The sequence below is a fragment of the Hyphomicrobium sp. genome (assembly GCF_036780825.1).
Classification (GTDB): domain Bacteria; phylum Pseudomonadota; class Alphaproteobacteria; order Rhizobiales; family Hyphomicrobiaceae; genus Hyphomicrobium_C.
In genome coordinates this window covers 88,608-99,043 of the sequence record NZ_DAIQCD010000010.1, presented here as the reverse complement: position 1 = coordinate 99,043, position 10,436 = coordinate 88,608, and the positions used below count along the sequence as shown (strand labels likewise).

The window sequence follows — 10,436 nt, the reverse complement described above, 5'->3', positions numbered from 1 at the left end:
AAGTTTTTATTTTGCGAGACCGATTCACGTTCTCGGTGAATGCGTGTCCGCATCCACCTCAAACGATCAGGCACTAAGGCTCGTAGCCCTCGAAAATGGGGGCGTCGGCGTAGCGGGCGGCGCGGTGGCGCTGCGCTTCGGTGCGGACGGTCCAGGTGAGGAGCGGCCATCTCCGAATCTTGTGTGCGAAGCGCGTGGCGAGCGTCGGGAGCGCATCTACCTCGTAGGCGATGAAGTCCGGTGCGGCGGCGCCCAAGTCCATCAGGTTGGCGAGCTTCCAGCTTCGATAGGCGCCGAGCGCCGGCCACCAGGGGGTGCCGTCCGCATCCCGGTAGCGGCCCGAGACGATGCCGCGCGGTATACGAGGCGCCAGCTCCTTCAGCACCGCCATGACATTCGGGTCGAACGACATGAGCGCGATGGGGCCGGGATGGTTCGCCGCGAGGTGTGCGATCTCGGAGAGGAAGGCGCGGTCGGGCGCGGACCAGTCGCTCTTCACCTCGACGACGAGGGGCACGCGCGCGCTGCAAAGCTCGAGAAATTCGGTGAAGGTCAGGATGCCGGGGGCATCGCAATCGCGGTAGCGGATCTGCTTGAGTTCATCCGGCCTGAGTGTGGCGATGGGGCCGGAGTGGAGCGTCAGCCGCTCCAAGGTGGCGTCGTGGAAGACGACCGGCAGACCGCCGGCCGCCGCTTCGACGTCGCACTCGATGGCATAGCCTTTGGCGATGGCGGCCTCGAACGCCCGAGGCGTGTTCTCGACCACGCCGTTCGCTGCGTCGTGGAGGCCGCGGTGGGCGATCGGACGCAGGAAGGCGGGATCGAGCATCGAGGCTACTCTGCGATGGCGATGATGGCGTCGACCTCGACGGCAGAGTTCAGCGGCAGGCAGGCGACGCCGACGGCAGCGCGCGTGTGGCGGCCCTTATCGCCCAGAACCTCGACCATCAGATCGGAGGCGCCGTTGATGATCGTCGGATGATCCGTGAAGGTGGGTGCGGAGTTGACGAAGCCGGTGAGGCGCAGAACCTGTGCAACGCGGTCGAGGCTGCCGAGCGCGGCGTTGGCCTGAGCCAGAATGTTGAGGGCGCACAGGCGGGCGGCTTCCCGGCCGGCCTCGACGTCGATGTCCTGGCCGAGGGTCCCGGCCACCAGCTTGCCGTCTGCACCCTTGGAGATCTGCCCAGAGATGAACAGAAGATTACCAGAAATGGCATAGGGAACGTAGTTGGCAACCGCAGTCGGCGCTGCGGGGAGGGTGATGCCGAGCGCGTTGAGACGAGCCTCGATGGTGCCGGTCATGCTGGGTGGTTCTCCTCAAGGTTGATGGTGTGGATTTGGATGAAGGGTGTCCCGCGGCCGCAGAAAGGCCGGGGTTCCTTGATAACCGCTCGATCGGGCTTTGCAATGGGCAGCCTCTCCCTTAGATTCGGGGGCGGGACATGTTAAGCCGTGGCGAGACCGCCCGACCGTGCCCGCCTTTGCGAGAGGATCGAGCCGCGTGAAATGTGCTCCAGGTTTTTGGTCAAGAGGCTCTTTCTCGCTCTCGATGCGGGCCGTCCGATCCGTGCTTTCCTTTAGCAAGGCGGCTCACATCGCAGACGATCAGCCCTTAGAGTCGCTCGGTAGCAGGATGACGGGAATGCGCAGGCGAACCTATGGACCGATGAGTGTGGTGGTCGCAGCGGCGGCGCTGGGCCTGCTGGTGCCGTCGGTTTTGTCTTGGCCCGAAGGGCCCGCCCGCGCGACGCCGGCGCTCAAGGATGTCGTCTTCGTGCCGCATCGGGCCGTCTACGATCTCTCGCTCGATAATGCGCAGTCGGGGTCGGGCGTGGCCAGCGTCAATGGGCGCATCGTCTATGAGCTGAGCGGCAATGCCTGCGAAGGCTATGCACAAAGCATGCGGTTCGTCACGCAGACCCTCAACCAGGAGGGCGACATGCAGACGACCGATCTCAGAACGTCCAGCTGGGAGGAGGTGCCGGCACGGCGGCTGCGGTTCAGCACCAGCACCTACCAGAACGAGCAGCAGGCGGAGCAGACCCAGGGCGTCGCTAAGCGCGCACAGGGGAAGGGTGCGATCACCGTCGATCTCGCGCGGCCGGACAAGCGGGAGGTGAAGCTTTCCGGCGACATCTATTTCCCCATTCAGCACTCGATGGCCATCATCCAGGCGGCGCGGGCCGGGCGTACGATCTTTGCGGCGGACCTCTACGACGGTTCCGAGACCGGCGACAAAATCTATGCCACGTCGACGGCTATCGGGCGGCAGATGAAACCCGGAACCGGGGCAGTGGTCTCACTCGCCAAAGGCAAGGCCGATCTCGATCGCGTGCCGTCGTGGCCGATCTCGGTCAGCTATTTTCCGGTGGACCAGCAACGCGGCGATACCGTGCCGCTCTACGAGATGTCGTACCGCTTCCACGACAATGGCGTCACGAGCAGCCTGCGCATCAATCACGGAGACTTTGCCATCGTGGGCGAGCTTAAGGAGCTGACCTACTTCGAGCCGTCGCCCTGCAAGAATCCGACGCCCTAGAGCCGTTCCGCTTTGGATGGATCGGGGAACGGCTCTAAGTTTTTGTTTGAGTGACTGAGACACGCTCTTTTGCGGGGTGCGCGTCCGCGCCCACCTCAAACGATCAGGCCCTACCCGCTGAAGCCGTCACTCATTCCAGAGCCACGCGGCGCCGCGGACGCCGCTGGCATCGCCCCACTTGGGCGGCCGGATGATCAGGTTCTTCACGTCTGAGAAGACGAACGGTGCCGCGAGGCGGGGGAGCGCTTCGTAGAGATGAGGCAGCTGCGATAGGCCGCCGCCGAGCACGATGATTTCGGGATCGATGATGTTGACCACGTGGGCGAGACCACGCGCGAGGCGCGAGGCATGCCGCTCGAGACTCGTCTGCGCGAGCGGATCGCCCGCTTCGGCACGCTCTACAACCTCGTGGCCGGCGATGCGCTCGCCGGAGCGGCGTTGATAATCGTCCCTGAGGCCGGTGCCGGACGCCCACATTTCCATGCAGCCTGTTCGGCCGCACCAGCAAACGGGGCCCGGATGCTCGTCCGGCTCGGCCCATGGCAGCGGGTTGTGGCCCCATTCGCCGCCGATGCCGCGCGCGCCCTCGAGAACGCGCCCGTCGATCACGATACCGCCTCCGCAGCCGGTGCCGATGATGATGCCGAACACGCTTTTGGCGCCTGCGCCTGCACCGTCAACGGCCTCGGAAAGGGCGAAGCAGTTGGCGTCGTTGGCCATGCGCACGGGACGGCCGAGCGCCGCCTCGAGATCCTGGTGCAGGGGGCGTCCGTTCAGCCAGGTGGAATTGGCATTGCGCACGAGGCCCGTGGCCGGCGACAGCGACCCCGGCATGCCGATGCCGATGCTCGCGCTGGCCCCTGCGGCAGCCTCGAGTTCGTGAATGAGCCCCGTGAGCGCGGCGACGGTGTCCGCATAGCATCCCTGGGGTGCGGGGATGCGATGGCGGGCAAGCTCCTCGCCGCGCGGTCCGAGGATGCGTCCCTCAATCTTGGTGCCGCCGAGATCGATGCCCATGCGGAGGCGGTCGGCCGAACGCTCAGCCATCGGCGGCCTCGGCGCCGAGCGTGCGCGCGAGTACGGCGCGTGCGGGGGCGATGGCTTCAGGCGGAGTCGGAGCGGAGGAGGAAAATACGAGAAGCAGAGATTCGTCGGCTAAAAGATAGTCCAGCACCGCAACGAGCGTTTCCGGCGCGTCGGCGGCGGCGCGGAGCTGGTCCGGGCCGATGCCGGTGAGCGCCAGGAAGCGGCCCAGCCGGGATTCGTCGCCGGCCAGGAATGCGAGCCCGGAAAGGGCCAGGGCGGCGGCTTCGTCGGCCGAAGGTACGGTCTGTCTTTTCAGCATGTGCGAAAACCTCCTTTTCCCCAGCATATCCGGGCCTTGCGGGCAAACCTGCAGCAGAATGCCCAGCTTTCAACAGTTGCTTAAGCTAAGCTGTGCACACTCCCGCCATATGCCCGTAGAATCGGTGCAGTAAGGATGGGCAACCGCAAGACCTTCGACGATGACCTACCAGGAGATCAGAATGGCCGTCGAGGGCCAGAAAAAAAGTGTGCCGTCGCACGCGCAGAAAACCGTGCTGATCGTGGAGGATAACGAGCTCAATATGAAGCTCTTCCATGATCTTTTGGACGCATACGGCTACCTCACCGTGCAAACGCGCAACGGCCTCGATGCCCTGTCGCTGGCGCGCACGCACCGGCCTGATCTCATTCTCATGGACATCCAGCTTCCGGAAGTGTCCGGGCTCGAAGTGACACGCTGGCTCAAGGAGGACGACGAGCTGCGTGACATCCCTGTCGTCGCGGTGACAGCCTTCGCGATGAAGGGTGATGAGGAGCGCATTCGCTCTGGCGGGTGCGAAGCCTACGTGTCGAAGCCGATCTCGGTCGCCGTGTTTCTCGATACGGTGAGGCGCTTTGTGGGGGATGCCTGACCCACGCGAACATCGCGTCGGATCAGGCATATGTGCGTTTGAGAGTTTGTCATGACTGCGCGCGTTCTTGTCGTCGACGACATCCTGGCTAATATCAAGCTTCTGCAAGCGCGCCTCGAGCTCGAGTACTTCGAGGTGCTTACGGCTACCAACGGACAAGACGCGCTCGACATCTGCCACCGCGAACGGGTGGATGTGGTGCTGCTCGACGTCATGATGCCGGGCATCGACGGCTTCGAGGTGTGCCGCAGGCTCAAGTCATCGCCCGAAACGCTGCACATCCCGGTGGTGATGGTGACGGCGCTCGACCAGGCCTCCGACAAGATCCAGGGTCTCGACAGCGGCGCGGATGATTTCCTGACCAAGCCGGTCGACGACATCGCGCTCGTGACGCGCGTGAAAAGCCTGGCCAGGCTCAAGATGCTGAACGACGAGATGCTGATGCGCGTCTCGACGAGCCGTCAGCTCGGAATCGGCGACAATGACATGCTGGCGCGCATTCTCGCCGACGAGCCGGCCCGCATTCTCGTCGTCGACGATCATCCGCGCTCGTCGTCGCGCGTCATGTCGGCACTCTCCAAGACACACGAAGCGTATCTGGAGCCCAATCCGCAGACGGCGCTGATGTATGTGGCGGAACAGCCGTTCGATCTGCTCATCGTCGCCCTCAACCTCGAGCAGTCGGATGGATTGAGGCTCTGCTCGCAGGTTCGCTCCCTCGACCGCACGCGCCACTTGCCGATTCTCATCATGGCGGATGCCGGCGATGAGGCGCGCCTGCTGCGCGGTCTCGAGCTCGGCGTCAACGATTACCTGATGCGCCCGATCGACCGGCCGGAGCTGCTCGCGCGCGTGAAGACCCAGGTGCGCCGCAAGCGGTTCTCGGACTACCTGCGCAACCAGATTCGTGAGAGCGTTGAACTCTCCATCACGGATCCGCTGACCGGGCTCTACAATCGCCGCTATATGGAGCGCCATCTCAAGACGCTGATCGCGGATGCGGAGCGCACGGGGCGCGCCCTTTCGGTGCTGATCGCCGATATCGATCATTTCAAGAACGTCAACGACACCTTCGGGCACGATGTGGGCGACATGGTGCTGAAGGAATTCGCCGAACGCTTCCGGCGCTATACGCGCGGCGTCGATCTCGCCTGCCGTCTCGGCGGTGAGGAATTCCTGATCATCATGCAGGATACCGACAAGGGTCTCGCCCGCCAGATCGGCGAGAGGGTGCGGGAGTGCATCGCCGTGCATCCGTTCACCATCGGGCCTGAGACGGAGACCTGGGTTACGGCCAGCATCGGGCTCGCAACCTGGGAGGGGGAGGGTGATACATCCGAAGCCCTTTTCAAACGGGCGGATACGGCTCTCTATCTGGCCAAACGACAGGGACGGAACCAGGTCGTGGCCGCGGCAGCATAAGCTGCGTCAGTGCAATCTATTGAATCCGCATAAGAAAATTTATCGTCCTTCCTCGAAGGCCGATGGACGGTGCTGGCCCATACAACCGCTATTAACGATGGACTCATTCGACAGAGTGATCGCCACGCAATGGTCAAGCTCTAAACTTGCAATTGCCGATCTCTTCTGTCAGACTTTCATCGGTGGAGGGAAGTTCATCCTGCACGTTCGTGCGCACGGAGACCGTTCGGCTGCCCGCTAACGGGATTAAGCCGACGTTCCGGTGAGATTCGGTTTCCGCGGCTGTTGGGTCCGCCGCATCTCCTGACGGCGCGGGAAAATTCGTAGTGCGGGCTGGTCGGGTGGAGTTACTCCGCAGTTTTCCGCTTCTGCTCCACTACGACACCAGGTGGGTCGTCAACGCCCTCTTTGACACCATCTGGTCACCAGGCCAGGGTCCGTGGCTATCTCGGAATGCTTTACCCCGCTGCCGAGCCGGTTACGGACCCTGGTTGAGGGCCGCCTCTCTCGATATTCCGAACTGCAGCTCCGCTATGGGGGCGCCGCGGATTTTTTTGCGTGATTTCAGGGTGCGCGAAAAGGAAGCAGGCTGCGCCGCCTATTTGATTTTGGCTTCCTTGAACTCGACGTGCTTGCGCACGACCGGATCGTAGCGCCGGAAAACGAGCTTCTCGGTCTGCGTGCGTGGATTCTTCTTCGTCACATAGAAGTAGCCGGTGTCTGCCGTCGAGAGCAGCTTGATCTTCTGGGTAATCTGCTTGGCCATTGGGCGTTGGACCTTAGTCTAGAACGTCGCTCGAATTCGGATTGGGCACCATACTGGCAGCGCTATAGCTGTCAAGCTGGACATACGGACCGAGGCAACAAAGCGCGCTCGAAACGCCCGTGGCGATGGAAATAGAACGGCACGGCGTCTGCTGCCTTGCGGGAACGTTCCTGGTTGAGGCGGGCCGAAATGTCATCGAGCACACAGCGGGTGATGGACGGCAGCTTCAGCTTGCGTGCGGCCTCGATCGTGAACCAGTCGATGTCGAGCAGCTCGCCGTCGAGGCCGTCGGCGCGATGGCCGATTTCGGCGGCATCGACCATGAAGAAGCGCGTGTCGTAACGCCGCGGCGGGCCGGGCGGCGTGATGGCACGAGCGAGGAACGAAAGTCCGGAGAGGCTTGGCTGGAAGCCGGCGGCGAGAAAGCCGCTCCATCCGCCGCTCGCGGCCTGCGGCACGCTACCGAGCGGCGTGCCCACGATGAAGCCCGTTTCTTCGAACGTCTCCCGTATGGCGGCCAGCGCCAGCGCCGCGGCCCTGAGATCGGTCGGCCGTCCGCGCATCAAAGCCTTCACATATTCGGCTTCGGTCGCCGGGAGGGCATGGCGGCGCGCAAGAGACCTGTCTGCGGCTTCCACGCGGCCGCCAGGGAACACGAAGGTATCGGGCAGGAACACTTGGTCCGGACGGCGGCGGCCCATCAGAATGCGCGGGCTTCGTCGCGCGTGGTCGATGATGACGAGGGTTGCAGCGTCGCGCGGCCTCAGAATAGTGCGTGACTGCGCTGGGAAAGCCGGGGAGCCGGGCTCGCGTGCCTTCTGCATGGCGGGGCCTCGGCGTCAGCGTGCGCTGGGATCGGGCATCGGCGCATCCGGCACGCCGCTGAAGCCATGCATGCGCAGCGCCCATTGCAGCCCGATGAGCGCGCCTTTGACGCGTGGCAGCAGGATGAGGCTCATGATCACGGTCAGCGGCAGCCACATCACGAGATGCACCCAGCTCGGCGGCGCGAACGCTTTTTCGACCATGAGGATGCCGCCGATGACGACATGGCCCACAATGACCATGGTGAAGTAAGGCGGGGCGTCGTCGGCGCGGTGGTGGTACAGCTCCTCGCGGCACGTGGGGCAGGTATCGGCGACCTTGAGGTACTTGCGGAACAGCGTACCCTCGCCGCATGCGGGACAGGATTGTCGCCAGCCGCGGAGCATGGCCTCTTTGATGTCGCGCGGCGGCGCCGACGCCACTGACGATGGTGCTGCGTCATACTCGATCATGCGGACGCCCCATGTTCTTTCGCTCTAGATAGACATAACGGCTGGCCAGTACAAATCTCATGGGAAGCACTCTTGTGTATCGTGCTTCTTATCGGGCACTTTCACTTGCATGGCTGCGCCATGACCGGGTTCCTACTTTTCCGGATGCACTTTTAACGGCGCTTGCCGAAACGATTGCGAAGGCGAGTCGCGCCTTTCAAATGCTTCAGCGAGCCGGTCTTGCCCGGCGTCAGCATCTCGAACCGGATGGCGCCGGCGGCGGGGATGACCTCGACCAAGCGTACGCTGACCGCGTCGCCGAGCTGATAAGTTTCGCCGGTGCGGTTGCCGACGAGGGCGTGTGCCTCCTCGATATGGGCAAAGAAATCCTGCGTCAGCGTCGAGACGGGCACGAAGCCGTCGGCGCCGGTTTCGCGGAGTCGCACGAAAAGCCCGGACCGGGAAACGCCGGCGATGCGCCCCTCAAAGGTGGCGTCCACGCGGTCCGCGAGATGGGCCGCGATCAGGCGATCGATCGTCTCTCGCTCCGCCGCCATGGCGCGCCGTTCGGCGGCGGAGATATCGGCCGCCGTCTCGCCGAGGCTTGCGATCTCGCGGTCCTCGAGGCCGCCCGCGCCAAACTTCAAAGCGCGGATTAGAGAGCGATGCACGAGGAGGTCGGCGTAGCGGCGGATAGGAGAGGTGAAGTGTGCGTATTTCGCGAGATTAAGGCCGAAGTGGCCGATGTTCGCTGGCGCATATTCGGCTTGCGCCTGTGCGCGCAGGATCACCTCGTTGACGAGCTCCGGCACGGGGAGAGACTTGGCCTGAGCGAGGATGCGATTGAAGGTCTCTGGTTTGATCCCGGTGCCGAGGGCGAGCTTGATGTCGAGCGTGTCGAGGAAGTCGCGCAGCGCCTTCAGCTTCTCCTTCGAGGGCTCGTCGTGGGTGCGGTAGACGAGTGGCGACTTTGCGTGCTCGAGCGTTTCTGCGGCTGCGACGTTGGCCTGGATCATGAACTCCTCGATCAGGCGATGCGCGTCGAGCCGCTCGGGGATGACGATGCGGGACACACGCCCTTCGGCGTCGAGGAGGATCTTGCGCTCGGGGAGATCGAGGTCGAGCGGCTGGCGTGCATCGCGCGCGCGAGAGAGGGCCTCATAAGCCTGCCATAGCGGCAGCAAGGCGCGCTCCATCACAGGCGCGCACGTCTCGTTGACGCTGCCGTCGATGGCGGCCTGGGCCTCCTGGTAGTTGAGCTTGGCGGCGCTTCTCATGACGGCGCGCTGGAACGTGTGGCGGCGCTTCTTTCCGTTCGCGTCGAACACCATGCGAACCGCGAGGCAGGGCCGATCCTCGTGCTCACGCAGCGAGCAGAGATTGTTCGAGATGCGCTCGGGCAGCATGGGCACGACGCGGTCGGGGAAGTAGACGGAGTTGCCGCGCAGGCGGGCTTCGTTGTCGAGCCGCGTGCCGGGGCGCACATAATGGGCGACGTCGGCGATCGCGACTGTGACGATGAAGCCGCCGCGGTTCTTCGGATCCGGATCGGGCTCGGCTGCGACGGCGTCATCGTGATCGCGCGCGTCGATGGGATCGATGGTGACGAGCGGCAGATCGCGTAGGTCAGTGCGGCCTTCGGCATCGAAGGGCGTCAGCGCCTCGCTCTCGGCGATCACGGAGGCGGGGAAGTCGTCCGGCAGTCCGTGGGCGTGAATGGCGATGAGGCTGATCTTGCGCTGGTCGTCGGGATTGCCGAGGCTTTCGAGAACACGCGCTTCCGTGACCGACTGGCGGTGGCGAGCCGAAAGATCGAAGCGGACGAGGTCTCCATCCTTGGCGCTAGCATCGTTTCCGGGGCGCACCTGCCAGGCGCGCAGCTCCTTGCGGTCTATGGGCTCGATCGTGCCGCCGCCGCCCTTGCGCGTGCGGAAGATGCCGAGCAGCCGGCGGCGCTCGCGTGGTAGGATGCGGATTGCCTCGGCCTCATAGGACAGGCCCTCGACGTCCGGTCCTTCGAGCGCTGTGACGCGCGCCAGGATGCGGTCGCCGATGCCGATGGCCGCGTCGCGTTCCTCTCCCCGCGCGCGGTGGGTGAGCAGGAGGACAGCGGGCGGCGCGCCATCCGCTGGCTTCCATACGGCAGGGCGGGCGACGAGATCGCCGTCCTCATCGCGGCCCGTGACCTCGAGCACCGTGACCGGCGGCAGACGTCCGGGTTCCTGCAGACCTTTGCGCGTTCCGGACAGCGTGCCCTCGGCGTTCATCTCGGCGAGGAGACGCTTCAGCGCTGTGCGCGCTTCGCCCTTGATATTGAACGCGCGGGCGATCTCGCGCTTGCCGGCCTTGCCGTCCTGTTCGCGCAGGAAGGTGAGGATCTCCTCGCGCGAGGGGAGCGCATCGTCGCCGCGCGGCCGCCGCTGTGTCGGGGCCGTGCGGAAGCCTTTCCGCGCTCCCTTCGGCATGGGACGTTTCACGGGCGCCTTCCTGGCCATCTGATGCTCCGCGCGATGCGC

General features: G+C 64.4%; 11 protein-coding genes. 3 read left to right on the top strand and 8 right to left on the bottom strand.

Going from position 1 to position 10,436, the window contains the following annotated elements; genetic code table 11:
- Positions 1–73: 73 nt before the first annotated feature.
- Together V7P99_RS06815 and V7P99_RS06810 are read right to left on the bottom strand one after the other, a co-directional pair.
- Positions 74–829, bottom strand: coding sequence for a glycerophosphodiester phosphodiesterase family protein (locus tag V7P99_RS06815; RefSeq protein ID WP_333794043.1), 756 nt, complete (start codon positions 827–829; stop codon positions 74–76).
- A 5-nt stretch (positions 830–834) separates the two neighbouring features.
- Positions 835–1,302 (bottom strand): RidA family protein, encoded by a 468-nt coding sequence (locus tag V7P99_RS06810; protein ID WP_333794042.1) that lies wholly within the window; start codon positions 1,300–1,302, stop codon positions 835–837.
- Positions 1,303–1,642: 340 nt separating this feature from the next.
- On the opposite strand from V7P99_RS06810, the gene V7P99_RS06805 reads away from it, so the two are divergent.
- Positions 1,643–2,539, top strand: coding sequence for a cell envelope integrity EipB family protein (locus tag V7P99_RS06805; protein ID WP_333794041.1), 897 nt, complete (start codon positions 1,643–1,645; stop codon positions 2,537–2,539).
- A gap of 126 nt (positions 2,540–2,665) precedes the next feature.
- Here V7P99_RS06805 and V7P99_RS06800 read toward each other — a convergent pair whose 3' ends face one another.
- Together V7P99_RS06800 and V7P99_RS06795 are read right to left on the bottom strand one after the other, a co-directional pair.
- Positions 2,666–3,586: an ROK family protein gene (locus V7P99_RS06800; protein WP_333794040.1), complete on the bottom strand. Its 921-nt coding sequence runs from the start codon at positions 3,584–3,586 to the stop codon at positions 2,666–2,668.
- Complete coding sequence (locus tag V7P99_RS06795) at positions 3,579–3,884, bottom strand: DUF3572 domain-containing protein (RefSeq protein ID WP_333794039.1); 306 nt, start codon at positions 3,882–3,884, stop codon at positions 3,579–3,581. The genes V7P99_RS06800 and V7P99_RS06795 overlap by 8 nt, the downstream gene beginning before the upstream one ends.
- Positions 3,885–4,065: 181 nt before the next feature.
- On the opposite strand from V7P99_RS06795, the gene V7P99_RS06790 reads away from it, so the two are divergent.
- Positions 4,066–4,476, top strand: coding sequence for a response regulator (locus V7P99_RS06790; protein ID WP_333794038.1), 411 nt, complete (start codon positions 4,066–4,068; stop codon positions 4,474–4,476).
- A gap of 51 nt (positions 4,477–4,527) precedes the next feature.
- A complete protein-coding gene (locus V7P99_RS06785; protein WP_333794037.1) occupies positions 4,528–5,898 on the top strand; it encodes a PleD family two-component system response regulator in 1,371 nt (456 codons plus the stop codon).
- A gap of 598 nt (positions 5,899–6,496) precedes the next feature.
- Here the strand turns inward: V7P99_RS06785 and rpmG are convergent.
- The 4 genes from rpmG to rnr form a co-directional block, all read right to left on the bottom strand.
- Positions 6,497–6,664: a 50S ribosomal protein L33 gene (gene rpmG, locus V7P99_RS06780; RefSeq protein ID WP_333794036.1), complete on the bottom strand. Its 168-nt coding sequence runs from the start codon at positions 6,662–6,664 to the stop codon at positions 6,497–6,499.
- Between the two features lie 71 nt (positions 6,665–6,735).
- The gene (locus V7P99_RS06775) at positions 6,736–7,488 is read right to left on the bottom strand and encodes an NUDIX hydrolase (RefSeq protein ID WP_333794035.1); all 753 of its coding nucleotides are present in this window, start codon (positions 7,486–7,488) and stop codon (positions 6,736–6,738) included.
- A 15-nt stretch (positions 7,489–7,503) separates the two neighbouring features.
- Positions 7,504–7,941, bottom strand: coding sequence for a DUF983 domain-containing protein (locus V7P99_RS06770; protein WP_333794034.1), 438 nt, complete (start codon positions 7,939–7,941; stop codon positions 7,504–7,506).
- 152 nt (positions 7,942–8,093) lie between these two features.
- Entirely contained in the window at positions 8,094–10,415 is a 2,322-nt protein-coding gene (gene rnr / locus V7P99_RS06765; RefSeq protein ID WP_333794033.1) for a ribonuclease R, read from the bottom strand.
- Positions 10,416–10,436: the final 21 nt, after the last annotated feature.

Excerpts from the sequence above, each read along its gene's own strand:
- V7P99_RS06770 (WP_333794034.1), bottom strand. The coding sequence starts at position 7,941 with ATGATCGAGTATGACGCAGCACCATCGTCAGTGGCGTCGGCGCCGCCG.
- V7P99_RS06775 (WP_333794035.1), bottom strand. The coding sequence starts at position 7,488 with ATGCAGAAGGCACGCGAGCCCGGCTCCCCGGCTTTCCCAGCGCAGTCA.
- rnr (WP_333794033.1), bottom strand. The coding sequence starts at position 10,415 with ATGGCCAGGAAGGCGCCCGTGAAACGTCCCATGCCGAAGGGAGCGCGG.
- rpmG (WP_333794036.1), bottom strand. The coding sequence starts at position 6,664 with ATGGCCAAGCAGATTACCCAGAAGATCAAGCTGCTCTCGACGGCAGAC.
- V7P99_RS06795 (WP_333794039.1), bottom strand. The coding sequence starts at position 3,884 with ATGCTGAAAAGACAGACCGTACCTTCGGCCGACGAAGCCGCCGCCCTG.
- V7P99_RS06800 (WP_333794040.1), bottom strand. The coding sequence starts at position 3,586 with ATGGCTGAGCGTTCGGCCGACCGCCTCCGCATGGGCATCGATCTCGGC.
- V7P99_RS06805 (WP_333794041.1), top strand. The coding sequence starts at position 1,643 with ATGCGCAGGCGAACCTATGGACCGATGAGTGTGGTGGTCGCAGCGGCG.
- V7P99_RS06790 (WP_333794038.1), top strand. The coding sequence starts at position 4,066 with ATGGCCGTCGAGGGCCAGAAAAAAAGTGTGCCGTCGCACGCGCAGAAA.
- V7P99_RS06785 (WP_333794037.1), top strand. The coding sequence starts at position 4,528 with ATGACTGCGCGCGTTCTTGTCGTCGACGACATCCTGGCTAATATCAAG.
- V7P99_RS06815 (WP_333794043.1), bottom strand. The coding sequence starts at position 829 with ATGCTCGATCCCGCCTTCCTGCGTCCGATCGCCCACCGCGGCCTCCAC.
- V7P99_RS06810 (WP_333794042.1), bottom strand. The coding sequence starts at position 1,302 with ATGACCGGCACCATCGAGGCTCGTCTCAACGCGCTCGGCATCACCCTC.